Genomic DNA, 26,427 nt, shown 5'->3' on the forward strand with positions numbered 1-26,427 from the left:
GCGCCGCCCCCCGGGGGGGGGGGGGGGGGGGGGGGGGCCCCCCCCCGCCGCGCCCCCCCCCCCCCCCCCCCGGGGTGGGCGGCGCCGGTCTGGGCGGAGCCCGGGGGCGGGACCCGGGACCCTGGGGCCGCCCCCGGCCTGGGTTGGGGTGGGGTGGGGTTAACCCCCCGGGGGAGAGGCCGACCTGCCGGATGGTTTCCGTGAAGGGGGCACGGGAGGGTTGGGGGACACAGTGGATGAAGGGCGGGTCGGCGATATGGGTAGCGGCGCAGCACACAGTGGCAGCGGTATCGGCAGGGTGGTGCGGGCTCCCTTCGAGGGGCGGACCTGGCGGGAGTTCGGGTACCTGTTGCTCGGGCTGCCGCTGAGCACCCTGTACTTCTCGCTCGCCGTCACCGGCGTCAGCCTCGGCGCCGGACTGCTCGTCACCTTCCTCGGGGTCCCGGTGCTGGCGGGGGTGCTGGCCATGTGCCGCGGGTTCGGGCGCGTGGAGCGGGCCCGGGTCCGCGGGATGCTCGGGCACGACGTCGCGGAGCCCGCGCCGATCCGTGCGGAGAAGAGCGGGGCGATCGCCCGGATGGGGGCCCTGCTCAAGAGCGGGAGCGCCTGGCGGCACGTGCTGTACTCGGTGATCCACTTCCCGTGGGCGGTGTTCGCCTTCTGCGTGGCCCTGACGTTCTGGGCCTACGGCTGGGCCATGCTGCTCTACCCGCTCTGGTTCTGGGTGTTCCCGGCCTTCACCGATCAGCCGGGGCTGCAGGTCTTCCAGAACGACGACTACTCCTTCTACCTCGACTCCCCGCTCGCGATCGCGGCGACCTGCGCGACCGGGCTCGCCCTCACCCTCGCCACCCCCTGGGTGGTGCGTGCCCTGACCACCGTGGACCGGGTGCTCGTCTGCGGGCTGCTCGGGCCGTCGCGGCTCGCGCACCGGGTCAGCGAGCTGGAGTCCGACCGCGGAGTCATGGTGGACACCGCCGCGGCCGATCTGCGGCGCATCGAGCGCGATCTGCACGACGGGGCGCAGGCCCGGCTGGTGGCACTAGCCATGGATCTGGGGCTGGCGAAGGAGAAGCTGACGGAGGACCCGCGGGTCGCCGCCCGCATGGTGGACGAGGCGCACGGCGAGGTGAAGATCGCCCTCCAGGAGCTGCGGGACCTCGCCCGCGGGATCCACCCGGCGGTGCTGACCGACCGGGGGCTGGACGCGGCCCTGTCCTCGGTGGCCTCCCGGTGCGCGGTGCCCGTACGGGTGGCCGTGGAGCTGCCCTCGCGGCCGGCGGCGGCGATCGAGGGGATCGCGTACTTCACGGTGTCGGAGCTGCTGCAGAACGTCAGCAAGCACGCGGGGGCCCGTACCGCCGGGGTGGACGTGTGGAAGTCCGGCGGGCGGCTGCTGATCCAGGTCGCCGACGACGGTGTCGGCGGCGCCGATGCCGTGGCCGGTTCGGGACTGGCGGGGCTGGCCGAGCGGCTCGACGCCGTGGACGGGCTGCTCGTCGTGGACTCCCCCGCGGGTGGCGGCACGACCGTCACCGCCGAACTCCCCTGGCGGGCCGTCTGAGGCCCCCTCCCCCGGCGGAATCCGAGGCCACTGCGCGAAGCCGGTGACAGTCACCCGCACGGACGCCCCGCAGGGGGTGTCCGTGCGGTCGCATGCCGTCCCTCGCCCCGCGTCCGGCCCCCGTCCGCCCCCGCCGGGTGCCCTTCGGCCCGCCGGGAGCGGGGGCCAAAGCCCTGACTTCGGGGAGTGGGTGGCCCAGAGGGGCCCTCAGGGCCGAAAACAGCCGGTCCGGGGGTACGCGTTGATCGCGCTCCGACTGTATCCGGGCTCAAGACTGGGATGCTTGGCTGAGTCAGGGAACACGGGGCACGAGCGGACGCGGGAGCGGCAAAGTCGTGGAAGACAGGGTGCGGGTGGTCATCGCCGAGGATTCAGTGCTGCTGCGTGAGGGCCTGACCCGGTTGCTGACCGACCGGGGGCATGACGTCGTCGCAGGCGTCGGGGACGCGGAAGCCCTGATCAAGACGGTGGCGGAGCTGGCGGCTGAGAACGCGCTGCCGGACGTGGTGGTGGCCGATGTGCGGATGCCGCCGACGCACACCGACGAGGGCGTACGGGCGGCCGTACGGCTGCGGCGCGATCACCCCGGCATAGGTGTGCTCGTGCTGTCGCAGTACGTGGAGGAGCAGTACGCCACCGAACTGCTGGCCGGGTCCAGTACCGGGGTGGGGTACCTGCTGAAGGACCGGGTGGCCGATGTGCGCGAGTTCCTCGACGCCGTCGTCCGCGTGGCCCGGGGCGGTACCGCCCTGGACCCGGAGGTCGTGGCGCAGCTGCTCGGCCGCAGCCGCAAGCAGGACGTGCTGGCGGGGCTGACCCCGCGCGAGCGCGAGGTGCTCGGGCTGATGGCCGAGGGGCGGACCAATTCCGCGGTGGCCAAGCAGCTGGTGGTGAGCGACGGCGCGGTGGAGAAGCACGTCAGCAACATCTTCATGAAGCTGGGCCTGTCACCCAGTGACGGGGATCACCGGCGCGTGCTGGCCGTTCTCACCTACCTAAGATCTTGATCAACTGACACTCTGTCAGGTAAGGCCGGATTCGGACAGACCGCCGAAGGGGCGGTCCAGAAAATGAGCAGCCCGGGGAAGCGATCCCTACGGACGTAGGGTTGGCCTTGGGCAGTGCTCACGCCTCGAAGGAGGTCCAGTTCAGTGACCAGCCAGGTCAGTAGCCCAGCCGAACAGTCCGACGGGGCCGAAGGCGCAGTCGTCGGCGAGCAGCGGACGTCCCCGGGCCCGAACGGCGAACCAGCGGGCCACCCGGGCCACACGGGCCACGAAGGCCAGGGTGCGGACGCCGGGGCCGCCGAGAACGCCGGGGCCGCCACGGACGCCGGGACGAAGGAAGTGCGCCGACTCGATCGGGTGATCATCCGCTTCGCGGGTGACTCCGGTGACGGCATGCAGCTCACCGGTGACCGTTTCACCTCCGAGACCGCCTCCTTCGGCAACGACCTCTCGACGCTGCCGAATTTCCCGGCCGAGATCAGGGCGCCCGCCGGCACCCTCCCCGGCGTGTCGTCCTTCCAGCTGCACTTCGCCGACCACGACATCCTGACGCCGGGCGACGCCCCGAACGTCCTGGTGGCGATGAACCCGGCGGCACTGAAGGCGAACATCGCGGACGTGCCGCGCGGCGCGGAGATCATCGTCAACACGGACGAGTTCACCAAGCGCCCGATGGCCAAGGTCGGCTACGAGACCTCCCCCCTGGAGGACGGCTCGCTCGACGCCTACAACGTCCACCCGGTGCCGCTGACCACCCTCACCGTCGAGGCGCTGAAGGAGTTCGGGCTCTCCCGCAAGGAGGCCGAGCGCAGCAAGAACATGTTCGCGCTCGGGCTGCTGTCCTGGATGTACCACCGGCCCACCGAGGGCACCGAGACCTTCCTGCGGCAGAAGTTCGCGAAGAAGCCCCAGATCGCGGAGGCGAACGTCACCGCCTTCCGGGCGGGCTGGAACTTCGGCGAGACCACCGAGGACTTCGCCGTCTCCTACGAGGTGGCCCCGGCCACCCGCGCCTTCCCGACCGGCACCTACCGCAACATCTCCGGGAACCTCGCCCTGTCCTACGGGCTCATCGCCGCAGGTCAGCAGGCCGATCTGCCGATCTACCTGGGCTCGTACCCGATCACCCCGGCCTCGGACATCCTGCACGAGCTGTCGAAGCACAAGAACTTCGGCGTACGCACCTTCCAGGCCGAGGACGAAATCGCCGGCATCGGCGCGGCACTGGGCGCGGCCTTCGGCGGCGCGCTGGGCGTGACCACCACCTCCGGCCCGGGCGTGGCCCTGAAGTCCGAGACGATCGGGCTCGCGGTCTCCCTGGAGCTGCCGCTGCTGATCGTGGACATCCAGCGCGGCGGACCGTCGACCGGTCTGCCGACCAAGACGGAGCAGGCCGACCTGCTCCAGGCCATGTACGGGCGCAACGGCGAGGCCCCGGTTCCGATCGTGGCCCCGCGCACCCCGGCGGACTGCTTCGACGCGGCGCTGGACGCGGCCCGGATCGCGCTGACCTACCGGACCCCGGTGTTCCTGCTCTCCGACGGATACCTCGCCAACGGCTCCGAGCCCTGGCGGATCCCGGACGTGGCGGACCTGCCGGACCTGAAGGTGCAGTTCGCCGCCGGTCCCAACCACGAGCTCGCGGACGGCACCGAGGTCTTCTGGCCGTACAAGCGCGATCCGCAGACCCTGGCCCGCCCCTGGGCGGTCCCCGGCACGCCGGGGCTGGAACACCGGATCGGCGGCATCGAGAAGCAGGACGGCACGGGCAACATCTCGTACGACCCGGCCAACCACGAGTTCATGGTCCGCACCCGCCAGGCCAAGATCGACGGCATCCGGGTCCCCGACCTGGAGGTCGACGACCCGGACGGCGCGCGGACCCTGGTCATCGGCTGGGGCTCGACGTACGGGCCGATCACGGCCGCCGTACGCCGGCTGCGGATCGCCGGGACCCCCATCGCGCAGGCCCACCTGCGCCACCTCAACCCCTTCCCGAGGAATCTGGGCGAGGTCCTGAAGCGTTACGACAAGGTAGTGGTGCCGGAGATGAACCTCGGGCAGCTCGCGACCCTCCTGAGGGCGAAGTACCTGGTCGACGCGTCGTCGTACAACCAGGTGAACGGCATGCCGTTCAAGGCCGAGCAGCTCGCCAACCATCTCAAGGAGGCCATCAATGACTGAGGTGACCGACAGCCCCTCCCTGCTCTCGCTGGTGCCCAAGGCGGCCGCCAAGCAGTCGATGAAGGACTTCAAGTCGGACCAGGAGGTCCGCTGGTGCCCCGGCTGCGGCGACTACGCGGTGCTCGCGGCCGTCCAGGGCTTCATGCCGGAGCTGGGGCTGGCGAAGGAGAACATCGTCTTCGTCTCGGGCATCGGCTGCTCCTCGCGCTTCCCGTACTACATGGACACGTACGGGATGCACTCGATCCACGGCCGCGCCCCGGCCATCGCCACCGGGCTGGCCACCTCGCGCCGCGACCTGTCGGTCTGGGTCGTCACCGGTGACGGGGACGCGCTCTCCATCGGCGGAAACCACCTGATCCACGCCCTCCGGCGGAACGTCAACCTCAAGATCCTGCTGTTCAACAACCGGATCTACGGGCTGACCAAGGGGCAGTACTCCCCCACCTCCGAGGTCGGCAAGATCACCAAGTCGACCCCGATGGGCTCGCTCGACGCGCCCTTCAACCCGGTCTCGCTGGCGATCGGCGCGGAGGCCTCCTTCGTGGCCCGTACGGTCGACTCCGACCGCAAGCACCTCACCGAGGTGCTGCGCGCGGCGGCCGCCCACGAGGGCACGGCGCTGGTGGAGATCTACCAGAACTGCAACATCTTCAACGACGGCGCCTTCGAGGTCCTCAAGGACCACGAGCAGGCCCAGGAGGCCGTGATCCGGCTGGAGCAGGGGCAGCCGATCCGCTTCGGCGTGGACAACGCCAAGGGCGTCGTGCGCGACGTGGCCACCGGCGACCTGGAGGTCGTGACCGTGACCCCCGAGAACGAGTCCCGGATCCTGGTCCACGACGCCTCCTCGGCCTCCCCGACCAACGCGTTCGCGCTGTCCCGGCTGGCCGACCCCGACACGCTGCACCGGACGCCCATCGGGGTGTTCCGCAACGTGCGCCGACCCGTCTACGACACGCTCATGGCCGAGCAGCTGGAGACGGCCGTGGACCGCAGCGGCAAGGGCGACCTGGGCGCGCTGCTGAGCGGGAACGACACCTGGACCGTCGTCGGCTGAACCCGAACCGTCCTCCGCACCCGTTCGAAGCCCGGACCCCGCAGGGGGATCCGGGCTTCGTCGTGTTCCGGCCGCCCGGCGGCCATCCAAGTGTCATGAGCATCTCGTCGAACGCTAATGACTTTCGGGGCGTGCGGCGCTACCGTCGTCAGGTTGGCTTGAAGTAGCTCTGGAGGTGCCGTGAAGGCAGAGAACGACCAGCGCACGGGGTTGCTCTACGGCTTCGCCTCGTACGGAATGTGGGGGATCGTGCCCCTCTTCTGGCCGCTCCTCCAGCCCGCCGGGGCGATCGAGATCCTCGCCCACCGCATGGTCTGGTCCCTGGCCGTGGTCGGCCTCGCGCTGCTGGCCCTGCGGCGCTGGGGATGGATGGCGGAGCTGCTGCGCCGGCCGCGCAAGCTCGCCCTCACGGGGGTGGCCGCCGCCCTGGTCACCGTGAACTGGGGCGTCTACATCTGGGCGGTCAACAACGGCGCGGTCGTCGAGGCGAGCCTCGGCTACTTCATCAACCCCCTGGTCACCATCGCGCTCGGCGTCCTGGTCCTCGGCGAGCGCTTGCGCCGCACGCAGTGGGCGGCCGTCGGGATCGCCGTCGCCGCCGTACTGGTCCTCGCCGTCGGGTACGGGCGGCCGCCGTGGATCTCACTGATCCTGGCCTTCTCCTTCGCCCTGTACGGGCTGATCAAGAAGCAGCTCGGCATGGGTGGCCTGGAGTCGCTGACCGCCGAGACCGTGATCATGTTCCTGCCCGCCCTCGGCTACCTGCTGTGGCTCGGCTCGCGCGGCGAGTCCACCTTCACCGCCCAGGGACCGGGGCACGCCGCCCTGCTGGCCTCGGCCGGGCTGGTCACCGCGATCCCGCTGATCTGCTTCGGCGCGGCCGCGATCCGGGTCCCGCTGTCCACCCTCGGACTGCTCCAGTACATGGCCCCGGTCTTCCAGTTCGGGCTCGGCGTCCTGTACTTCCACGAGGCCATGCCGCCCGCGCGCTGGGCCGGCTTCTCCCTGGTCTGGGTCGCCCTCTCGATCCTCACCTGGGACGCCCTGCGCACCGCCCGCCGCTCCCGGGCCCTGCGCCTGGAGGCCCTGTCGGCGCCCCTTCCCGGCCCCCTCCCGAGCACTCTCCCGGCCCCGGCGCGCGAGACCGCGTAACACCACCCGGAGCAGTGACGGGCGCGTCTTCGGACGCGCCCGTCCGCATGTCCGCCCCCTCCACCCCTCCTTCGCACCCCCCTCCGCGTCCCGGCCCCTACCCGCCCATCGGCAGCCCCGTCGTGGCGAGCCGGAGTCGGGGCGGTGCGTGCGCGGCCACCAGGGCCACGGCCTCCTCGGCCGTGTCCACCTCGGCGACCTCCGCGGAGGGATCGCGCCGCACGACGCGGAACCGCCCGTCGGGCAGCGGGATCACGAAGGGGACCGCCACCTCGTAGGGGAAGCGGGTCGTGCTGCTGAAGTGCACATGGCAATGGCTCGTGTACGGGTACAGCTGCCGCAGGAGCGGGTCCTCGTGAGCCGCCTCCAGCACGGCGATGGTGCCGAGACGCCAGACCTTGGGACCGAGGCGCTCCAGACGGTCCGTCCATGCCCGCCGCGTGTCGAGCCACTGCGCCTCGACGACCGCCGCACGGGTCTCTTCGTTCACATTCATCCCCCCAGTGTGCTCCCGTCGCGGCCCCGCGGGCGGCTCCGTCCGCTTTCCGAACGGGTCTGACCGGATTCAGGTCTTGACGGAGTGTCATGCTCTCGCTGACCATCAGGCTCGCACTGACGCACGTTGCTCACTTGTTCTACCCCGCACGTTTCCGCACACATCCCCAGTACGGAATCCCGGAGCCCCCACATGAGCCTGTCCGTCTCCCGGCGCATCGCCACCGTGACCGCCCTCGCGGTCGCCGGCCTGTTCGCCGCCACCGCCCCCGCCGCGCTCGCCTCGCCGGCCTCGGTCGCCGCGGCGCCCACGCCGCCCGACATCCCGCTCGCCAACGTCAAGGCACACCTGACCCAGTTGCAGTCGATAGCCACCGCCAACGGCGGCAACCGCGCCCACGGCAGGACCGGTTACAAGGCATCGATCGACTACGTGAAGGCCAAGCTGGACGCGGCCGGTTTCACGACCACCCTGCAGACCTTCACCTCCAGCGGCGCCACCGGCTACAACCTGATCGCCGACTGGCCGGGCGGCGACCCCAACTCGGTCCTGATGTCCGGCTCGCACCTCGACTCGGTGACCTCGGGCGCGGGCATCAACGACAACGGCTCCGGCAGCGCGGCCGTCCTGGAGGCCGCCCTCGCCGTTTCCCGGGCCGGCCTCACGCCCACGAAGCACCTGCGCTTCGGCTGGTGGGGCGCGGAGGAACTGGGCCTGATCGGGTCCAAGTACTACGTGAACAACCTGCCGGCGGCCGAGAAGGCGAAGCTCTCCGGCTACCTGAACTTCGACATGATCGGCTCGCCGAACCCGGGCTACTTCGTCTACGACGACGACCCGACGATCGAGCAGACCTTCAAGAACTACTACGCGGGCCTCGGCATCCCGACCGAGATCGAGACCGAGGGCGACGGCCGCTCCGACCACGCGCCGTTCAAGAGCGCGGGCATCCCGGTCGGCGGCCTGTTCTCCGGCGCCGACTACACCAAGACGGCGGCGCAGGCGACGAAGTGGGGCGGCACCTCCGGTCAGGCCTTCGACCGCTGCTACCACTCCTCCTGCGACACCACGGCGAACATCAACGACACCGCCCTGGACCGCAATTCCGACGCCATCGCCTACGCGATCTGGAACCTCGGGTTCGCCGTCCCGGTCCCGCCGGGCCCGTCCTTCGAGAACACGGCGGACGTCTCCATCCCGGACTCCCCGGCCGCCGCGGTGAACTCGCCGATCACGGTCTCCGGCGTCACGGGCAACGCCCCGGCCACCACCAAGGTCGACGTGAACATCGTCCACACCTACATCGGTGACCTGGTGGTCGACCTGGTCGCCCCCGACGGCACCCTGTACAACCTGCACAACCGCACCGGCGGCAGCGCGGACAACATCGTCAAGTCCGTCACGGTCAACGCCTCCTCCGAGGTCGCCAACGGAGTGTGGAAGCTCCAGGTCAAGGACGTCGCCGCGCAGGACGTCGGCTACATCAACAGCTGGAAGATCACCTTCTAGCCGACTGGTCTAGTCCTCTTTGGCTCCGGCGTGATCCGATCGGATCACGCCGGAGCTCATTGCCGGCGTGTCCCACGAGTCCTACGAGTCCTACGAGTCCTGGGCGAGGCCCCGCAACGAGGCCGACAGCGGCTCCTGGATCCGGGCCCGCAGTTCCTCCGCGACCGCCGCGACATCGGCGTGGCCCAGCTTCGCGGCCTCCACCAGATCGCCGAGTTCCTCCGGCGAGGGCAGCTGCTTGGCCCCGGCGACCCGCAGGTACGAGCGGGTGGCGGCGGCGGCGTAGAACTCGTTCATCGGGGATTCCAGCGCCGGGCACACCGCGAGGGTGTGCAGAAACGCGGCGGCCCGCCACGCGGTGTCCGGGGCGGGCTGTTCGGGAACCAGGACGAGGTCGTTCTGGTGGCGGGCCACGGCGGCGGCCACTCCGGAGGGATCCCACACGGCGGGATCGGACGGGAGGTGGTGTGCCAGAGCGGTCCAGGCCCACTCCATGGTGATCTTCAATGCCCGAACCGCTCCTGGAAGTAGCCCCAGTGGTCGGCGAACTCCTCTATCCCGGACAGGAAGTTCTTCCGGTCCTCGTCGAGCTCGCGTTCCGTGACTTCGGTGATCAGCGCGGTGACCGTCGTGCCCAGGGCCGCCGCACGCGCCTTCAGGCGTTCGTGGAACTCTTCTTCCAGGCGGATGGTGACGTGTCTCGACATGCTTTTCACGGTACAGCGGGGCCGCTGTACACAGGGCCGGAACGGCCCAAGGGTGGGCAGGGACACAGTCCCCGCCCACCCTTGGGTGCCGGTATCGCCTACTTGTTGGCGTCGGCCGCCTTCACCAGCTCGGCCTTGGTGACCGCGCCGACGTAGACCTTGCCGTCGTCCGTGATCAGAGCGTTGACCACGCGGGTCTTCAGGACACGGCCCTCGCCGAACTTCCCGGAGACCTTCTCCCCGAGCGCGTCGAGGAACTGCGAGGCGCCCTTGGGAGCGTCCTTGTCCTTCGCCGCGTCGTCGAGGCCCTTGAGGGTGTTGTTCGCGCCGGTCTCGATCCGGGCGATCGCGGTCCAGCCCTCACCGAGGACCTTCGGCTCGCCCTGGGCGCCCCCGGCGCCGCCGGTCAGGCCGCCCAGGCCCGGGATGGCCTCCAGCGCGTCCAGGCCCTTGTCCTTGCCGTCCTTGCCGTGGTCGCCGGCCTTGCCGTGCTCGCCCGCCGCGCCCTCGGTCACCTTGGCGTCCTTGGGCGGGGTGAAGGCGAAGGTGTCGGCTGCGGGCTTGGCGAAGTCCACCTTGGTGAAGCCGGCGTCCACGATCGGCTTGCCGCCGTCGGTGGAGAGCAGCTGCACGCGCAGCGGCATGCCGTTCTTCGCGTCCACCGCGATCTTCACGGAGGCGACCGTCGAACCGGTGCCCTTCGGCTTCAGGACCAGCTGGTAGGCGTCGCGCCCGGCCACCTGGGCCGTGTCGCCGACGGTGACGTCGGTGGTCGGTCCGGCGGCCTCCAGCACCTCCTGGGCGATCTCCTGCGGGGTGCCCGGGAGGCCCTCGCCGGTCTTGCGCTCGGAGCTCTTGTCGCCCTTGTCGCCCTTGTCGGCGGGCGCCTTCTCGTGGAAGACCTCCTTCGACTTGGAGTCGTACCCCCAGACGTCGTCGCCGTTGTGGACGAGGCTGTACTCGTCCTTGCCGTCGACGAAGGTGAGCTTCTGGCGGTCCGGGCCGTCGGCGGCCACGCGGAAGGTGTGGGTGCCGCTCACCAGCTGGGCGAGCTTGTCCTGCGGGTCCGCGGAGCCGCCGGTCACGCCGCCACCGCCGCCCAGCAGGCCGGCCGGAAGGCTCGGCAGACCCAGGTCCGTGCTGATCTTGGCGCTGCCGGACAGCTGCTGCACGTCCGAGGCCGCGATCTTCTCGATGAGCTGCTGGGCCGTCACCTTCGGAAGGTCCGGTCCCCCGGCGTTCGCGAAGGCCGGAACCATCGCGATCGTGCCGGCGACCACACCGAACACCGCGACCGGTACGGCGTACCGAGCGGCCTTGCGGGTCTTTGCGTTCGTTGCCATGTCTGTCTGCCCTACCTCTGTGTGTAGGCGGCGACCTACCCGTCTCGCATGTGGTCGACAACTGCGACCACGTCCACCCCTCGCCGCCACTCTCACCCGATCTGGTGGGGATGTGCCTCTATCTGACCAAAGAAGAGGGGGTCGGGGCGTCAGCCCCCGGAGCCAACTGTGCGTACGCCCCAGGGATGACAAGACGAGGGCCCGGCCTCCCCCACCCGTAGGGGTTGCCGGGCCCTCGGCCCCGTATCCGGTGTATTCGGTCCCGCCTGCGGCCGGTCAGCCCGCGCGGTGGACCACGGCGTCGCAGAGCTCCACCAGCGCCGACTTCGCGAAGCAGTCGGGCAGCGGGGCCAGCGTGGCCCGCGCCTCCTCCGCGTACCGCACGGTGTCCTTGCGGGCCTGCTCCAGGGCCGGGTGGACCCGCAGCCGGGCGAGCACCTCGGCGTGCCGGACATCGTCCGTCAGGTCGCCGTCCAGGAGCCGTACGAGCTCCAGGTCATCGGGGTCGCCGCCCTGGGCCGCCATCTCCCGCAGCCGCAGGACGGGCAGCGTCGGGATGCCCTCGCGCAGGTCGGTGCCGGGGGTCTTGCCGGACTCGTGCGAGTCGGAGGCGATGTCGAGGACGTCGTCGGCGAGCTGGAAGGCGGTGCCGAGCCGCTCGCCGTACTGGGTCAGGATGTCGACGACCGACTCGTCGGCGCCGGACATCATCGCGCCGAAGCGGCCGGAGACCGCGATCAGCGAGCCGGTCTTGCCGGCGATGACGTCGAGGTAGTGCTCGACCGGGTCGCGGCCGTCGCGCGGGCCGGCCGTCTCCAGGATCTGGCCCGTCACCAGGCGCTCGAACGCCTCGGCCTGGACCCGTACGGCCTCGGGGCCGAGGTCCGCCAGGATGTGCGAGGCGCGGGCGAACAGGAAGTCACCCGTCAGGACGGCCACGGAGTTGCCCCAGCGGGCGTTGGAGCTCTCCACGCCGCGGCGCACGTCCGCCTCGTCCATGACGTCGTCGTGGTAGAGCGTCGCCAGGTGGGTGAGCTCCACGACCACGGCGGAGGGGACGATCCCGGGCGCGTAGGGATCGCCGAACCGGGAGGCGAGCATCACCAGCAGCGGCCGGAACCGTTTGCCGCCGGCGCGGACCAGGTGCTGTGCGGCCTCGGTGATGAAGGGGACTTCGCTCTTGGTGGCTTCCAGCAGACCCGCCTCGACGGCGGCCAGTCCGGCCTGGACATCGGTCTCAAGAGCCTGGTCCCGCACGCTCAGTCCGAACGGCCCGACGACGGTCACGAGGGGTACTCCTGTCTGCTGACGATCACCTTGACGATCACACGGATTGTCGATGTGTCGCTGCCATCACTCAAGCCAGCGTATCGGGTCTGTTTTCGATCACCCAGGGCGCCTGTCCGGCCACGAGCCGCGCACCGGCCGGGCGGTGCCCCATGCGCCCCGGTATGTTCTAGAGCAGCCGAAACAACCGGAGAATGCGTTTTGTCCAGAACTTCTACCGATATAGACGAGCCTTCCGACCCGGAGGCCGACCAGCCGCCGCCCGGCGACGACCACGCCTTCCTCGGGCACCCCAGGGGACTGGCCACGCTCGCCGGGCTGGAGGTCTGGGAGCGCTTCTCGTTCCTGGGCATGCAGGCCATCCTCGTCCTCTACTTCGCGGACACGGTGGCCAACGGCGGCCTGGGAATGAATCCGGGCACCGCGGCCTCCGTCTCGGCGGCCTACGGGACCATGGTCTACCTCGTCTCCGTCGCCGGCGGGTGGCTCGCCGACCGGATCCTCGGTTCCTACCGCGCCGTGCTCTGGGGCGGCATCCTGATCGCCTGCGGCCACTACGCCATGGCCGTGCCCACCGCCGCCATGACCTGGGTGGGCCTCGGCCTGATCAGCGCCGGGACCGGCCTGCTGAAGCCGAACGTGGCCAGCATGGTCGGCAAGCTGTACAAGACGGACGACGACCGGCGCGACGCCGGCTTCGCCCTGTACTACATGGGCATCAACATCGGCGCCTTCGCCGGCCCCCTGATCACCGCCTGGCTCGGCGAGCACCAGGGCTGGCACTGGGGCTTCTCGGCCGCCGCGATCGGCATGACCGCGGGCCTGATCCAGTACGTGGCCGGCCGCCGCCACCTGGCAGGTCGCAAACACTCCGCCGAGTTCGCGCTCGCGCCCGACGCGATGCGCTCGGCTGTGATGAAGATCATCGGCGGAATCCTGCTCTTCGCCGCGCTCGCCACCCTTCTGGCCGTACTGGGCTGGCTCACGATGGACCGGTTCGTCGACCTGCTCACCCTGATCTCGGTGATCGCGCCGATCGTGTACTTCGCGATCATGTTCCGCAGCGACCGGGTGACGGCCGCCGAACGGGGGCGCCTGCGCCCGTACGTGGTGCTCTTCCTGGCCTCGGTGGCCTTCAACTTCATCCTCTTCCAGGCGTACTCCACGATGATGCTGCTCGCGTCGACGAACGCCCGCACCGAGATCCTCGGCTTCACCTTCCCGGCCGGCTGGTACGCCTCCGCGCTCGGCGCGTTCGAGGTGCTGCTGGCCCCGGTCGTCGCCGCGCTGTGGGTCCGTATGGGCCACAAGCAGCCGCACGCCTCCAACAAGATCGCCATCGGCGTGATCCTGGGCGGCCTGTCCTTCCTCCTGATGGTCATCCCGACCTCGGGGCACTCGGGTGACGCGTACAAGATGGCCGCCTGGTGGATCATCGGCTCCTACCTGCTGCTCGGCCTCGGCGACATCCTGCTGGAGACCTCCGGCATGTCGGCCACCACGAAGCTCGCCCCGAAGGCCTTCGCGAGCCAGACGATGGCCCTGTGGTTCCTCTCCCTCGCCCTGGCCAACGGCATCCAGGCGCAGGTGGTCAAGCTCTACGGCCAGGTCTCCAACCCCGCCTACTTCGGCGTGAACGGCGCCATCGCCGTCGCGGTGGGACTCGCCGTGATCGCGCTCGCGCCGTGGCTCAAGCGCACGATGCACCCCGTTCACTGACGCCGGTTGTCCACCGACCCTCCCGAGGAGATGGGCGAGAGAGCTTCGATGATCATCCGTACCGATTTCCCCTACGGGACCACGCACGAGGACGTCCGGATCCCCGTCCCGGACGGCACCGAGCTGTACGCCCGCATCTGGCGCCCGGTCACCGACGAGCCCGTCCCCGCGCTGCTGGAGTACCTCCCGTACCGCCTCACCGACTGGACCGCGCCGCGCGACTGGCAGCGCCACCCCTGGTACGCGGGCCACGGCTACGCCTCCGTACGCGTCGACGTGCGCGGCCACGGCAACAGCGGCGGCGACCCGGGCGACGAATACGACGCCCAAGAGCTCGCCGACGGCGTCGCGGTCGTCGAATGGCTGGCGGCCCAGCCCTGGTGCACGGGGTCCGTGGGCATGTTCGGGATCTCCTGGGGCGGCTTCAACAGCCTGCAGATCGCCGCGCTCGCCCCGGAACCCCTCAAGGCGATCGTGACCGTCTGCTCCACGGACGACCGCTTCGACAACGACGTCCACTACATGGGCGGCTCCCTCCTCGCCGTCGACATGCACGCGTGGGCGGCCACCATGCTCGCCTTCGCCTCCCGCCCGCCGGACCCGCTCTACGCGGGCGAGGGATGGCGCGACCAGTGGCTGAAACGCCTCGGCGCGGTGGAACCCCTCGTCCACACCTGGCTCTCCCACCAGACCCGCGACGCGTACTGGCGCCACGGATCGGTGTGCGAGGACTACGGGGCCATCGGCGCGGCCGTCCTCGCCGTCGGCGGCTGGCACGACCCGTACCGCGACACCGTGCTCCGCCTGGTCTCGGCCCTGCCCGCCGACCGGGTCCGGGGCCTGATCGGCCCGTGGTCGCACCAGTACCCCGACCGGGGACTGCCCCCGGGCCCCGCGATCGGCTTCCTCCAGGAGACCCTGCGCTGGTGGGACCACTGGCTCAAGGGCGAGGACACCGGCGTCATGTCCGAGCCCCTCCTCCGCTCCTGGATCTCCGAGTCCCACCCGCCCGCGACCACCTACCCGACCCTGCCGGGCCGCTGGGTCGGCGACCCGTCCTGGCCCTCCCCCCACGTCGACCCCGTCACCTACGCCTTCCAGGGCGCTCCGGTCGTCGTGGCCTCCCCGCAGCACACCGGCCTGGACGCGGGCCGCTTCTTCCCCTTCGGCAATGACGCCGACCTGCCGCCCGACCAGCGCGAGGAGGACGCGAAGTCGGCCTGCTTCGAGTTCCCGGTGGGTGACGGCTCCGGCCCGGTGGAGATCCTGGGCCGCCCGGTCGTCAGACTCCGCCTGCGCATGGACGTCCCGTACGGCCAGGTCGTGGCCCGGCTCTGCGACGTGGCTCCCGACGGCTCCTCGACGCTGGTCACGAGGGGCGTGCTGAACCTGTCCGCCCGGCAGGGCCGGGACAAGGCGGTGCCGTGGCCCGTGGGCTCGTACGAGGACGTGCACTTCGAGCTGAACGGCATCGGCCACTCCTTCCCGCCCGGCCACCGCATCCGCCTGGCCCTCTCCTCGGCCTACTGGCCCTGGATCTGGCCGCGCGCCGGCTCGGAGGCGGGCTGGACCCTGGACCCGGCGGGCAGCGCGGTGGAGCTCCCGGTCCGCGACCCGTCCGGCGACGAGGAGCCGATCCTCTTCGAGGCCCCGGAACAGTCGGAGCCCCTGGGGGTCTCCTACCCGGCGACCCTGGACGCCCCCCGGCCGGAACGGCTGGTCGTACGGGACGTCGCGCGCGGCCTGTGGCGCCTGGAGGTCGACCCGCGCTACGGCGGAACCCGGGTCTACCCGGACGGCCTGGAGTTCAGCGAGGACGCGCTGGAGATCTACGAGATCCAGGAGGCGGACCCCTTGTCCGCCCGGACCCACTCCACTTGGACGGTACGACTGCACCGGCCGGAGCTGGGCTGGGACGTCTCGGTGGTGACCCGCTCGGAAATCACCTGCGACGAGGGCGGCTTCCTGACGTCGAACGAGGTGGTGTGCCGCGAGGGCGACGAGGTGCTGTTCCACCGCACGTGGGAGCGGAGGCTGCCGCGCGCGGCGGTCTAACACCGCGGGGGTGGGCAGGGCTGGGCAGGGCTGGGCAGGGCTGGGACGGGCTAGGACGGGAACAGCCGCTCCAGCACCACCGCGATGCCGTCCTCCTCGTTCGAGAGGGTGACCTCGTCCGCGACGGCCAGGAGTTCCCGGTGGGCGCCCGCCATCGCGACCCCGTGGGCCGCCCACGCGAACATCGGGATGTCGTTCGGCATGTCGCCGAAGGCGATCGTGGAGGACCCCGAGACGTCCAGGAGTTCCGCCGCCACCGCGAGGCCGCTCGCCTTGTCGATGCCCGGGGGCTGGAGTTCGACCGTGTGCTCCCCCGCCATCGTGACGTTGACCAGGTCCCCGACCACGCCCCGGGCGATCTCCGTCAGCTCGTCGTCGGAGAGGCGGGGGTGCTGGAGGAGGACCTTGTTGATGGGGGAGGTCCAGAGGTCGGCGCGCCGGGCCACCGACACCGTCGGCAGGTGGGGGTGGAACATCCGGTAGCCCGGCCCCATCAGCATCTCCGCGTCGACGCCCTCCTGGTTGACCGCCGCCCAGACCTCGCCGACCTCCGCCTCGATCTTCCCGAGGGCGACTTCGGCCAGCTCCCGGTCCAGGGGCACGGAGTGCAGCATCCGTCCGGCCGCCGCGTCGTAGACCTGCGCTCCCTGCCCGCACACCGCGAGCCCCGTGTAGCCGAGGCCGTCCAGGACGTGGCGGACCTGCGGGACGGGTCGGCCCGTCACGATGATGTGCCGGGCGCCGGCCGCGCGGGCGGCGGCGAGGGCCGAGTGGGAGCGGGCCGAAACGGTGTCTCCGGCGCGCAGCAGAGTCCCGTCCAGGTCGGTGGCCACGAGTGCATAGGGGAGGGCGGAAGTCACGCGTCCAAGGATACGGACCTCCCCGGACAAATCTTACAAATACTGCCCGAATCCGGCCTCCCGCACGCCCCACCAGCCCCTTAACCTGTCAAGCAGCTCCCGGGACACCCCCGGGCCGCGTCGAAAGCGAGGCAGCACCCCATGCCCCAGCAGAGCCCCCTCGATGTGCCCGAGGGCGACCCGTTCGGGCCGCACAACCTCCCCTACGGCCTGTTCTCCACCAAAGGGGACGCCTCCACCGCCGGGGAGGAGCGGCGCCGGATCGGTGTCCGCATCGGCGGGCACGTGCTCGACGCCGGGGCGGCCGCGGCCGCGCTCGGGTCCGCGTACGCCGGACTGCTCGGGCAGCCCTCGCTCAACCCGCTGCTCGCCGCGGGCCGCACCGCCTGGAAGGACGTGCGCCGCGCGCTGACCGCCTGGGTCACCGACCCCGGTCACCGGCCCTCCGTGGAGCCGCACCTGCTGCCGCTCGAAGACGTCGTGCTGCACCTCCCGTACGAGGTCGCCGACTACGTCGACTTCTACGCGAGCGAGCACCACGCGACGAACGTCGGCAGGATCTTCCGGCCGGACGGGGACGCGCTGACCCCCAACTGGAAGCACCTGCCCATCGGTTACCACGGCCGCGCCGGGACGATCGTCGTGTCCGGGACCGACGTCGTACGGCCCTCCGGCCAGCGCAAGGCGCCCGCCGACCCGGCGCCCGTCTTCGGGCCGTCCGTGAAGCTCGACATCGAGGCCGAGGTCGGCTTCGTCGTCGGCACTCCCTCGGAGCAGGGCCGTCCCGTGGCCCTCTGCGACTTCGAGGAGCACGTCTTCGGGCTGTTCCTGCTCAACGACTGGTCCGCGCGCGACATCCAGGCCTGGGAGTACGTGCCGCTCGGCCCCTTCCTCGGCAAGTCCTTCGCCACCTCCGTCTCCGCCTGGGTCACCCCGCTGGAGGCCCTGGACGCGGCCCGGGTCGCCCCGCCCGCGCGGGACTTCCCGCTCCTGCCCTACCTCGAGGACGCCGGCGCCGACCGCCCCGGCGGCTTCGACCTGCGCATCACCGTGTCCATCAACGGGCAGGAGGTGGCGCAGCCGCCGTTCGCCTCGATGTACTGGACCGCCGCCCAGCAGCTCGCCCACATGACCGTCAACGGCGCCTCCCTGCGCACCGGCGACGTGTACGGCTCGGGCACCGTCAGCGGCCCGGAGACCGGCCAGCGCGGCTCGCTGCTGGAGCTCACGTGGAACGGCCGCGACGCCATCGAGCTCGCCGACGGCAAGCGCACCTTCCTGGAGGACGGGGACACCGTCACCCTCACCGCGTGGGCACCGGGCGCCGACGGCACCCGCGTCGGCCTCGGCGAGGTCACCGGCCGCATCGTGGGCACCCGCTAGTCCACATCTCGGGACGGCAGTCGACGGCGGGGTGGCGGATCTTTCCGCCGCCCCGCCGTTCGTGCAGGTCACGGCCGTACGCCGGCACCCGCGAGTGGCGCAACACTGCGGCAACACCACCGGCCCGGCCCCGTCGGTATGTTCCGTGCCATGCCAGCCGAACGCACCCGCGAACACACCGTCCCGGTCGCCGCCGCGCGCCGCCGGCGGCTGCGCGCGGACCAGGCGCGACAGCTCGCCGACCTGCTGCGCCACCAGATCCTGGCGGGCGGCTACCCCACCGGCGTCCTCCCCCTGGAGGGCACACTCGCCGCCGACTACGGCGCCGGCCGCAACACCGTGCGCCAGGCCCTGGACCTGCTGCGCGGCGAACAGCTCGTCGAGCGCCGCCCCGGCGTCGGCACCGTCATCGTCTGCGCCAAGTACCCGCACGGTCTCGACCGCCTCCAGGGCCTCGCCGAAACCCTCCACGAACACGGCCGGGTCACCAACGAGGTCCGCACGGTCGGACCGGTCCGGGCCCCGGCCCCCGTCGCGAGCCGGCTGCGCCTGCCCGAACACTCCGACGTGCTCTACATCGAGCGGCTGCGCCGCCTGAACGGGCTGCCGCTCTCGCTCGACCTCACGTACGTCCCCCTGGACATCGGTGCGGACCTGATCGGCTGCGACCTGGAGAACACCGACGTCTTCCGGCTGCTGGAGTCCCTGACCGGGCAGCCGCTCGGCCACGCCGAGATCACCCTCGAAGCCGTCAACGCCGACGCGCACTCCGCCGCCGTCCTGCAGGCCCCGCGCGGGGCCGCCGTCCTGATGCTGGAGCGCCTCACCCACCTCGGCGACGGCCGGCCCGTGGACCTGGAGTTCATCCGCTTCCGCGGCGACCGGATCACCATGAGCGGCCTGCTGCACCGCACCGCCACCGCGTAACGTCCCGCTCCCGCTCGCTCCCCTCCCCCTCTCGCTCCCCTCCCCCTCTCGCTCCCCTCCCTTCCTGGAGACAGCCATGCCTCTGGTCCCCCAGCGCGGCGACGTGCCCGTGACCATCGACGAGTCCCTGTGCATCGACGGCTGCACCCTCTGCGTCGACATGTGCCCGCTCGACTCGCTCGCGATCCGCGAGGACAACGGCAAGGCCTACATGCACGTGGACGAGTGCTGGTACTGCGGCCCGTGCGCCGCCCGCTGTCCCACCGGCGCGGTGACCGTCAACATGCCCTACCTGCTCCGGTGAAAGGCCCTCCCCCGATGCGTACGCGTACGAAAGCCCTCGGTCCCGTCCTCCTGCTGAGCCTCCCGCTGGCCACCGCGTGCGGCGGCGTCTCCGGCGCGGACGGCGGCTCCAAGACGGTCACGGTGACCGTCGGCTACCAGTCCAAGACCATCAACACCGTCACCGCAGGTACGCTCCTGCGCTCCCTCGGGTACTTCGAGCAGGAGCTCGCGGCGCGCGGCAAGAAGGACGGGGTCACCTACAAGGTCGACTGGCAGGACTACGCCACCGGCGCCCCGATCACCGCCCAGATGACCGCCGGGAAGATCGACATCGGCTCGATGGGCGATTTCCCCCTCCTCATCAACGCGGCGCGCGGCAAGGAGCTGAAACAGCCCACCCACCTGGTCTCCGTCACCGGCTACAACCTGCGCGGCGGCCTCAACACCGTGGTCACCGCGCCCGGTTCGAAACTGCAGACGCTCACTGACCTGCGGGGCAAGAAGGTGTCCACCTCGGTCGGATCGGCCGCCGACGGGACCCTCGTACGCGCCCTGCAGCGCGCCGGCATAGACCCCGAGAAGGGGATCGAGAAGCTCAACCAGCAGCCCAGCGTGGGCGCTTCGGCCCTCCAGGCGGGCAGTGTCGACGCCCTGTCGCAATTCGTCGCCTGGCCGGGCCAACTCGCCTTCGAGGGACGGGCCACCGCCCTGTACGACGGAGCCGAACTGAACCTGCCGACCTTCCACGGGGTCACGGTCCGCGAGAAGTTCGCGGCCGACCGCCCCGCCGTCCTGGACGACTTCCTGCGCGCCCAGCGCAAGGCGACCGAGTACCTGCGCACCCAGCCGGTCGCGGCGGCCGAGTCGGTGGCCAAGGAGACCGGACTGCCGGCGGAGGTCGTGTACCTCTACAACGGGGCCAACGGCATCGCGGCCTTCGACCCGGCCCTGCGCCCCGAGCTGCTGGCCGCGCTGAAGGAGGACGTCCCCGTCCTCAAGGCGGCCAAGCTGGTGGACTCCGTCGACGTGGACGCCTTCGTGGACCCGGAGCCGCTGAAGCGCGCCACGGCGGGCACCCGGGACTACCCGGCGCCCGCACCGGCCCGCCCGGAGCTGTGGCTGAAGGAGGGCAACCGCACCCAGGCCTTCGAGACCCCGGCGGCCCTGCTGAAGGCCCTCAAGGCCGCGGGCCCCGGCGGCGTCCGGGCGGCCTACGTCCCGGACGCGGTGACGGGCACGCTGTGGTTCGCCGACAAGGCGGTCTGGGTGGCGGAGGGCGCCGAACTGCGCGCGTTCGTCACCCCCGCGGGCGCGAAGGCGTACGTGGACCAGCACGCGGGGTCCGGAGCGCGGATCGTGAGCTTCGCCGAAGCCTCCGCCGAAGCCGGAGCCCTCGCGTCATGACGGCCGGCCGCCGGCTCCTGCGGCTGGCTTCGCTCGGCGCGGCCCTGCTCGCCTGGCAACTCCTGACCTCGCTCGACGTCAACCTGTGGCTCCGCTTCGAGCAGTTCCCGACCGTGGGCGAAGTGGCCTCCACCTTCGCCGACCGGGCGACGACCGGCCCCTACCGGCAGGACCTCGGCTTCAGCCTGCGGCGCATCGTGACGGGCTTCGCGCTGGCGTCCGTCCTGGGGGTGGCGGCGGGCACGGCGATCGCCCGCTCCCGCCTCGCGGCGGACCTGCTGGGCCCGGTCCTCGAAGTCCTGCGCCCGATCCCGGCGATCGCGCTGGTCCCGGTGGCGATCCTGCTCTTCCCGTCCAACGAGCAGGGCATCGTCTTCATCACCTGCGCGGCGGCGTTCTTCCCGGTCCTCGTCTCCACGCGGCACGCGGTGTCCGCGCTGTCCCCGGTCTGGGAGGAGGCCGTCCTGACGATGGGCGGCGGCCGCGCCCGGATCCTCTTCTCGGTGATCCTCCCGGGGGCCCTCCCCGGCATCTTCGGCGGGCTCTCGGTCGGCATCGGGGTGTCCTGGATCTGCGTGATCTCCGCCGAGATGATCTCCGGGGAGTACGGGGTCGGCTACCGCACCTGGCAGGACTACACGGTCGTGGACTACCCCGGGGTCTTCGTCGGCATGGCCACGATCGGCGCCCTGGGCTGGCTCACCTCGACGGCGGTCGAACGCACGGGCCGCCACCTGACCCGCTGGCTCCCGTCCCGAACCCGGGGCGCAGACACCCCGGGGTCCCGCACTGTGGGCTCCCGCGCACCGGGTCCGCGAACCCCGGGCTCCCGCACCCCGGGCCCCCACGTCCCGGGCTCGCGCAGCCCGGCCCCGGCCCCGGCCACCGCCGACGGGCCGCCCGGCTAGACGCTGCGCGGCCTGGGTCCCCCACCCGCCCTTCCACCGTTCCCAGGGCTCCGCCCTGACCCGCCGGGCCCGGGCTGCGCCCGAGCCCCTGGGGCTCCGCCCCAGACCCCGCGCCTCAAACGCCGGCGAGGCTGGATTTGGCCGGCGCCGCACGCGGCAAAGGGTGGGGAGGGGACAGCCCCGCAGGGCCCGCCCACCCGCACGGCCACGGCCACGGCCACGACGACGAAGTCCACGGCGACCACAGGACAGGAAGGGACCATGTCCGTACACACCCTCACCCCCGCCCCACCCACCGGCGCCGCCCTCGACCTCACCGGCGTCAGCCTGGGCCACCCCACCACCGAACCCGTCCTCGACGGCCTCGACCTGACCGTCAACGCGGGTGAGATCCTGACCGTCGTCGGCCCGTCCGGCTGCGGAAAGTCCACCCTGCTCCGCACCCTGGCCGGCCTGCTGCCCCCACTCCGCGGCGCCGTCCGGCAGGACGGCACCCCGGTCACGGGCCCGCACGCCGACCGGGCCCTGGTCTTCCAGGACGACGCGCTCCTCCCCTGGCGCACCGTCCGTGCCAACGTCGAACTCCCCCTGGCCATCCGCGGAGCCACCCGCGCAGACCGCCGCCGCACCGCCACCGACTGGCTGACCCGCGTAGGCCTCGCCGATCACACCCACAAGCACCCGCACCAGCTCAGCGGCGGCCAGCGCCAGCGCGTTCAGCTGGCCCGTGCCCTCGCGGCCGCGCCCCGCGCCGTCCTCATGGACGAACCCTTCGGCGCGCTCGACGCCCAGACCCGCGCCGAGATGCAGGACCTCCTCGTCACCGTCCTCGCCGGCAGCGGCGCCACCGTCGTCTTCGTCACCCACGACGTGGACGAGGCCCTGCACCTCGGCGACCGCGTCGCGCTCCTCGCCACCGGCGAGCTGATCGACGTACCGCACCCCCGCTCGCGGACCGCGGACCGTTCGGCGCTCCGCCGCCGCATCCTCGACTCCCTCTGAAAGGCACCTCATGGACATCCCCGCGCTCGCCGACGCCGAGGAACTGACCTGTGACGTCCTCGTCATCGGCGGCGGCACCGCCGGCACGATGGCGGCGCTGACCGCCGCCGAGGCCGGCGCGCGGGTGCTGCTCCTGGAGAAGGCGCACGTACGGCATTCCGGCGCCCTCGCCATGGGCATGGACGGGGTCAACAACGCCGTCATCCCGGGCCGCGCCGAGCCCGACGACTACGTCGCCGAGATCACCCGCGCCAACGACGGCATCGTCGACCAGTCCACGGTCCGCCAGACGGCGACCCGCGGGTTCGCGATGGTCCGGCGCCTGGAGTCGTACGGGGTGAAGTTCGAGAAGGACGAGCACGGCGAGTACGCCGTCCGCCAGGTCCACCGCTCCGGCTCGTACGTGCTGCCGATGCCGGAGGGCAAGGACGTCAAGAAGGTCCTCTACCGGCAGCTTCGCCGCCGCGAGATGCGCGAGCTGATCCGGATCGAGAACCGGGTCATGCCGGTCCGCGTCCTGACCTCCCCGCAGGACGGCCGGGCGATCGGCGCGGCCGCCTTCAACACCCGTACGGGCGCGTTCGTGACCGTCCGCGCCGGGGCCGTCATCCTGGCCACCGGCCCCTGCGGGCGCCTCGGCCTGCCCGCCTCCGGATACCTCTACGGGACGTACGAGAACCCCACCAACGCCGGTGACGGCTATGCGATGGCGTACCACGCGGGCGCCGCGCTCACCGGCATCGAGTGCTTCCAGATCAACCCGTTGATCAAGGACTACAACGGCCCGGCGTGCGCGTACGTCGCGAACCCCTTCGGCGGCTACCAGGTCAACCGGCACGGCGAGCGGTTCGTCGACTCCGACTACTGGTCGGGGCAGATGATGTCGGAGTTCGCCGCCGAACTCGCCTCCGACCGGGGCCCGGTGTACCTCAAGCTCAGCCACCTCCCCGAGGAGACCGTCGCCGCCGTCGAATCGATCCTGCACACCACCGAGCGGCCGACGCGCGGCACCTTCCACGCGAACCGGGGCCACGACTACCGCACGCACGACATCGAGATGCACATCTCGGAGATCGGCCTGTGCGGCGGCCACTCGGCCTCCGGCGTACGCGTCGACGACCACGCCCGCACCACCGTGCCCCGCCTCTACGCGGCCGGGGACCTGGCCTCCGTACCGCACAACTACATGATCGGTGCCTTCGTCTTCGGCGACCTGGCGGGGGCCGATGCCGCCCGATACCGGCCGTACGAAGGCGACTTGCCCGCCGACCAACTCGCCGGCGCCCACGAACTGATCTACCGCCCCCTCCTCCACCCGGAGGGGCCGCCGCAGCCGCAGGTGGAGTACAAGCTGCGCCGGTTCGTGAACGACTACGTGGCCCCGCCCAAGACGGGCGCCAAGCTGTCCCTCGCCGTGGAGGCCTTCACCCGGATGGAGAGGGAGATCGGCGAGATGGGCGCCACGACCCCGCACGAGCTGATGCGCTGCGCGGAGGTCTCCTTCATCCGGGACTGCGCGGAGATGGCGGCGCGGGCCTCGCTCGCCCGCACGGAGTCCCGCTGGGGGCTGTACCACGAACGCCTCGACCACCCCGAGCGCGATGACGCGGGCTGGCTGCACCACCTGGACCTGCGCAAGTCCCCTTCGGGGGCCATGGAGTTCACGGCGCGCCCGGTCGACCCCTACCTGGTGCCGGTCCCGGAGTTCGCCCCGCCGGGCGGGCCCTCCCGGCACCTGGGCGAGGTCGAGCTGGTGGGCGTGGCCCTGGCGGGCGGCGAGGCCCGGACGGCGGCCCCCGCGGCGGCCGGCCGGGACACCGGATCCGAGCAGGGCTCACCCCGGATCCTGGAACTCCTCTCCCTCGCGGAGGAAGCCCCGGACCTGCACGCCCTCCTCCCCTACCTGGACGACCCCGACCCTGCGGTCCGCGCCACGGCGGTGGCCGTGCTCGGCGAAACCGTCCCCGCGGGCGCCGGCCCCGCCCTCGGGACGCGGCTCGCGGACCCCGACCCGGCGGTCCGCGCGGCCGCGGCGGCCGCGCTGCGCGAACTCCTGGAGGTGCTCGCTCCCGACCCCGAACTGGGCGCGGCCCTGCGGGCGGGCCTCGCGGTACCGGATCCGGCGGTCCGCTCGGCGGCGCTCGAAGCCCTACGGGTCCTGCGGCTCGGGGAGCCCCGCCTGTACGAGCGGTACCTGCGGGACACCGACGTGGACGTCCGGATCCAGGCGGTGCGGGCCCTGGTCTCGGTGGACGCGGTGGCCGCGCTGGCTCCGGCCGCCGGGGACTCCTCCCGGGAGGTCCGGGTCGCCGTGGCCAAGGCCCTGGGCACCCTGAGGGCGGGCTCCGCGCTGGCCCCGCTCCTGTCGGACCCCGACCCGCTGGTCCGGGCGGCGGCGCTGACCTCTCTGGGCGCCACCGGCGGCCACGCGGCGCGGGCCGTCTCCTCCCTCGCCGACCCGGCGTGGCAGGTCCGGGCCGGAGCCGCCACCGGCCTGTCCTCGGCCCCGGCCGGGGTGGCGGTGCCGCCGCTGTCCCTCGCGCTGTCCGACCCGAACGCGGACGTCCGCAAGGCCGCGGTGCTCTCCCTGCGCGCGCACCGCCCCGATCCGTCCGCCGTGGCGGCCCTGGCCACGGCCGCCTCCGACCCCGACGCGGACGTCCGCGCGTACGCCACCCGCGTGTAGCTCCGCCGCCGGCCCGGAGCCTGCACTGACCCGGTCCTCAAGCGCCGGACGGGCTGGAAGGGGCACCGGGCTGCGCCCGGACCCCCTGGGGCTCCGCCCCGGACCCCGGCCCTCGAACACCGGACGGCTGAAGAGACCGACCCGTCGGCCGACCCCCCGTTCGGAGCCCCGCCGCGTGCAGGCCCGCCACCGCACCGGGATGGTGGTCGAAAGCCCCCGAACGGCAGGAGTCCCGATGCCTCTCCGTCCCCGCAAGGCCTTCCTGACGTGCGCGGCCGCGATATCCCTCGGCCTGGCCGCCACCGTCACCGGCGTCGTCCCGGCCCACGGCGTCGACGGTCCAGCTCCCGACCCGAGGAACGCGAAGGCGATGCGCGACATGGCCACGGCGATCCGGGTGACGGCCAAGTACGTGGACGAGCGGCAGGCCCTCAAGGACGGATACGTGCCGCACGGCACGGAGTGCATGACCAACCCGTTCGGGGTCGGCACCATGGGCTACCACTACGTGAAACAGGCCAACTGGGGCTCCACGGACCCGGCCAAGCCGACCGCCCTCCTCTACAGCACCGAGAAGGACGAGAACGGCCGCCGCAAGCTCCAGACGGTGGAGTGGATGTCCACCGACCGGGACCAGGACCTGAAGACCACCGACGACCGGCCGAGCATGTTCGGCCTGCCTTTCGACGGGCCGATGCCGGGCCACTGGACGGGCATGCCCAAGCACTACGACCTGCACATGTGGGCGTACGAGGACAATCCGGCGGGCCGCTTCCACAACTGGAACCCCGCCCTGACCTGCCCCAAAACCAGCACCCCCGCACCCCACCCCCACTGAGCGCACGGCAAAAGGCGCACGGCGAAAAGGGAAGGGGCCCGGCCCCCTCGA

General features: G+C 71.8%; 22 protein-coding genes. 16 read left to right on the top strand and 6 right to left on the bottom strand.

Annotated features, from left to right (window positions below; genetic code table 11):
• Nucleotides 1–256 precede the first annotated feature (256 nt).
• From ACFYM0_RS21220 to rarD, 5 genes are all read left to right on the top strand, one after another.
• Nucleotides 257–1,564 (top strand): sensor histidine kinase, encoded by a 1,308-nt coding sequence (locus tag ACFYM0_RS21220; protein ID WP_388503485.1) that lies wholly within the window; start codon nt 257–259, stop codon nt 1,562–1,564.
• Between the two features lie 347 nt (nt 1,565–1,911).
• Complete coding sequence (locus tag ACFYM0_RS21225; protein WP_308313410.1) at nt 1,912–2,571, top strand: response regulator transcription factor; 660 nt, start codon at nt 1,912–1,914, stop codon at nt 2,569–2,571.
• 144 nt (nt 2,572–2,715) lie between these two features.
• A complete protein-coding gene (locus tag ACFYM0_RS21230) occupies nt 2,716–4,755 on the top strand; it encodes a 2-oxoacid:acceptor oxidoreductase subunit alpha (RefSeq protein ID WP_388503487.1) in 2,040 nt (679 codons plus the stop codon).
• Nucleotides 4,748–5,815 (top strand): 2-oxoacid:ferredoxin oxidoreductase subunit beta, encoded by a 1,068-nt coding sequence (locus ACFYM0_RS21235; RefSeq protein ID WP_388503489.1) that lies wholly within the window; start codon nt 4,748–4,750, stop codon nt 5,813–5,815. Before ACFYM0_RS21230 ends, ACFYM0_RS21235 begins: the two co-directional genes overlap by 8 nt.
• 180 nt (nt 5,816–5,995) lie before the next feature.
• On the top strand, nt 5,996–6,967 hold the full coding sequence (rarD, locus tag ACFYM0_RS21240) for an EamA family transporter RarD (RefSeq protein WP_388503490.1): 972 nt from the start codon (nt 5,996–5,998) through the stop codon (nt 6,965–6,967).
• Nucleotides 6,968–7,064: 97 nt separating this feature from the next.
• On the opposite strand, the gene ACFYM0_RS21245 is transcribed toward rarD, so the two are convergent.
• Nucleotides 7,065–7,463 carry a DUF6193 family natural product biosynthesis protein gene (locus ACFYM0_RS21245; protein WP_388503492.1) on the bottom strand — a complete coding sequence of 133 codons (399 nt, stop codon included), beginning with the start codon at nt 7,461–7,463 and terminating at the stop codon, nt 7,065–7,067.
• A 192-nt stretch (nt 7,464–7,655) separates the two neighbouring features.
• On the opposite strand from ACFYM0_RS21245, the gene ACFYM0_RS21250 reads away from it, so the two are divergent.
• On the top strand, nt 7,656–8,972 hold the full coding sequence (locus ACFYM0_RS21250; protein ID WP_388503495.1) for a M28 family metallopeptidase: 1,317 nt from the start codon (nt 7,656–7,658) through the stop codon (nt 8,970–8,972).
• A gap of 90 nt (nt 8,973–9,062) precedes the next feature.
• Here the strand turns inward: ACFYM0_RS21250 and ACFYM0_RS21255 are convergent, their stop codons facing one another.
• The 4 genes from ACFYM0_RS21255 to ACFYM0_RS21270 all read right to left on the bottom strand — a co-directional run bounded on the left by ACFYM0_RS21255 (nt 9,063) and on the right by ACFYM0_RS21270 (nt 12,309).
• On the bottom strand, nt 9,063–9,479 hold the full coding sequence (locus tag ACFYM0_RS21255) for a hypothetical protein (protein WP_327254439.1): 417 nt from the start codon (nt 9,477–9,479) through the stop codon (nt 9,063–9,065).
• Nucleotides 9,476–9,679, bottom strand: coding sequence for a ribbon-helix-helix domain-containing protein (locus tag ACFYM0_RS21260; protein WP_239516343.1), 204 nt, complete (start codon nt 9,677–9,679; stop codon nt 9,476–9,478). The genes ACFYM0_RS21255 and ACFYM0_RS21260 overlap by 4 nt, the downstream gene beginning before the upstream one ends.
• 98 nt (nt 9,680–9,777) lie before the next feature.
• Entirely contained in the window at nt 9,778–11,022 is a 1,245-nt protein-coding gene (locus ACFYM0_RS21265) for an outer membrane lipoprotein carrier protein LolA (RefSeq protein WP_388503498.1), read from the bottom strand.
• A 276-nt stretch (nt 11,023–11,298) separates the two neighbouring features.
• The gene (locus ACFYM0_RS21270; protein WP_388503500.1) at nt 11,299–12,309 is read right to left on the bottom strand and encodes a polyprenyl synthetase family protein; all 1,011 of its coding nucleotides are present in this window, start codon (nt 12,307–12,309) and stop codon (nt 11,299–11,301) included.
• A gap of 201 nt (nt 12,310–12,510) precedes the next feature.
• Between ACFYM0_RS21270 and ACFYM0_RS21275 the strand changes: the two genes are divergently transcribed.
• On the top strand, nt 12,511–14,028 hold the full coding sequence (locus tag ACFYM0_RS21275) for a peptide MFS transporter (RefSeq protein ID WP_388503503.1): 1,518 nt from the start codon (nt 12,511–12,513) through the stop codon (nt 14,026–14,028).
• A gap of 48 nt (nt 14,029–14,076) precedes the next feature.
• Nucleotides 14,077–16,083, top strand: coding sequence for a CocE/NonD family hydrolase (locus tag ACFYM0_RS21280; RefSeq protein ID WP_388503506.1), 2,007 nt, complete (start codon nt 14,077–14,079; stop codon nt 16,081–16,083).
• Nucleotides 16,084–16,133: 50 nt separating this feature from the next.
• Here ACFYM0_RS21280 and ACFYM0_RS21285 read toward each other — a convergent pair whose 3' ends face one another.
• Nucleotides 16,134–16,943, bottom strand: coding sequence for an HAD family hydrolase (locus tag ACFYM0_RS21285; protein ID WP_388503509.1), 810 nt, complete (start codon nt 16,941–16,943; stop codon nt 16,134–16,136).
• A 141-nt stretch (nt 16,944–17,084) separates the two neighbouring features.
• Here ACFYM0_RS21285 and fahA point away from each other — a divergent pair, with 141 nt between their 5' ends.
• From fahA to ACFYM0_RS21325, 8 genes are all read left to right on the top strand, one after another.
• A complete protein-coding gene (gene fahA / locus ACFYM0_RS21290) occupies nt 17,085–18,326 on the top strand; it encodes a fumarylacetoacetase (protein ID WP_388503510.1) in 1,242 nt (413 codons plus the stop codon).
• 150 nt (nt 18,327–18,476) lie between these two features.
• Nucleotides 18,477–19,253 carry a GntR family transcriptional regulator gene (locus tag ACFYM0_RS21295; RefSeq protein ID WP_388503512.1) on the top strand — a complete coding sequence of 259 codons (777 nt, stop codon included), beginning with the start codon at nt 18,477–18,479 and terminating at the stop codon, nt 19,251–19,253.
• Between the two features lie 76 nt (nt 19,254–19,329).
• Complete coding sequence (locus ACFYM0_RS21300) at nt 19,330–19,557, top strand: ferredoxin family protein (protein WP_030710222.1); 228 nt, start codon at nt 19,330–19,332, stop codon at nt 19,555–19,557.
• 14 nt (nt 19,558–19,571) lie between these two features.
• Complete coding sequence (locus tag ACFYM0_RS21305; RefSeq protein ID WP_388503514.1) at nt 19,572–20,942, top strand: ABC transporter substrate-binding protein; 1,371 nt, start codon at nt 19,572–19,574, stop codon at nt 20,940–20,942.
• The gene (locus ACFYM0_RS21310) at nt 20,939–21,850 is read left to right on the top strand and encodes an ABC transporter permease (protein ID WP_388503517.1); all 912 of its coding nucleotides are present in this window, start codon (nt 20,939–20,941) and stop codon (nt 21,848–21,850) included. Before ACFYM0_RS21305 ends, ACFYM0_RS21310 begins: the two co-directional genes overlap by 4 nt.
• A 261-nt stretch (nt 21,851–22,111) precedes the next feature.
• Nucleotides 22,112–22,852, top strand: a complete 741-nt coding sequence (locus tag ACFYM0_RS21315) for an ABC transporter ATP-binding protein (RefSeq protein WP_388503519.1) — start codon at nt 22,112–22,114, stop codon at nt 22,850–22,852.
• Nucleotides 22,853–22,862: 10 nt separating this feature from the next.
• Nucleotides 22,863–25,538 (top strand): fumarate reductase/succinate dehydrogenase flavoprotein subunit, encoded by a 2,676-nt coding sequence (locus tag ACFYM0_RS21320; RefSeq protein WP_388503521.1) that lies wholly within the window; start codon nt 22,863–22,865, stop codon nt 25,536–25,538.
• Nucleotides 25,539–25,773: 235 nt separating this feature from the next.
• On the top strand, nt 25,774–26,376 hold the full coding sequence (locus tag ACFYM0_RS21325) for a hypothetical protein (protein ID WP_388503523.1): 603 nt from the start codon (nt 25,774–25,776) through the stop codon (nt 26,374–26,376).
• Nucleotides 26,377–26,427 lie beyond the last annotated feature (51 nt).

It is taken from the genome of Streptomyces sp. NPDC006487, from assembly GCF_042870555.1.
GTDB lineage: Bacteria > Actinomycetota > Actinomycetes > Streptomycetales > Streptomycetaceae > Streptomyces.

Coding starts and splice junctions, on each gene's coding strand:
- ACFYM0_RS21325 (WP_388503523.1), top strand. CDS start 25,774: ATGCCTCTCCGTCCCCGCAAGGCCTTCCTGACGTGCGCGGCCGCGATA.
- ACFYM0_RS21220 (WP_388503485.1), top strand. CDS start 257: ATGGGTAGCGGCGCAGCACACAGTGGCAGCGGTATCGGCAGGGTGGTG.
- ACFYM0_RS21280 (WP_388503506.1), top strand. CDS start 14,077: ATGATCATCCGTACCGATTTCCCCTACGGGACCACGCACGAGGACGTC.
- ACFYM0_RS21260 (WP_239516343.1), bottom strand. CDS start 9,679: ATGTCGAGACACGTCACCATCCGCCTGGAAGAAGAGTTCCACGAACGC.
- ACFYM0_RS21315 (WP_388503519.1), top strand. CDS start 22,112: ATGTCCGTACACACCCTCACCCCCGCCCCACCCACCGGCGCCGCCCTC.
- fahA (WP_388503510.1), top strand. CDS start 17,085: ATGCCCCAGCAGAGCCCCCTCGATGTGCCCGAGGGCGACCCGTTCGGG.
- ACFYM0_RS21250 (WP_388503495.1), top strand. CDS start 7,656: ATGAGCCTGTCCGTCTCCCGGCGCATCGCCACCGTGACCGCCCTCGCG.
- ACFYM0_RS21235 (WP_388503489.1), top strand. CDS start 4,748: ATGACTGAGGTGACCGACAGCCCCTCCCTGCTCTCGCTGGTGCCCAAG.
- ACFYM0_RS21300 (WP_030710222.1), top strand. CDS start 19,330: ATGCCTCTGGTCCCCCAGCGCGGCGACGTGCCCGTGACCATCGACGAG.
- ACFYM0_RS21245 (WP_388503492.1), bottom strand. CDS start 7,463: ATGAATGTGAACGAAGAGACCCGTGCGGCGGTCGTCGAGGCGCAGTGG.
- ACFYM0_RS21265 (WP_388503498.1), bottom strand. CDS start 11,022: ATGGCAACGAACGCAAAGACCCGCAAGGCCGCTCGGTACGCCGTACCG.
- ACFYM0_RS21295 (WP_388503512.1), top strand. CDS start 18,477: ATGCCAGCCGAACGCACCCGCGAACACACCGTCCCGGTCGCCGCCGCG.
- ACFYM0_RS21320 (WP_388503521.1), top strand. CDS start 22,863: ATGGACATCCCCGCGCTCGCCGACGCCGAGGAACTGACCTGTGACGTC.
- ACFYM0_RS21305 (WP_388503514.1), top strand. CDS start 19,572: ATGCGTACGCGTACGAAAGCCCTCGGTCCCGTCCTCCTGCTGAGCCTC.
- ACFYM0_RS21310 (WP_388503517.1), top strand. CDS start 20,939: ATGACGGCCGGCCGCCGGCTCCTGCGGCTGGCTTCGCTCGGCGCGGCC.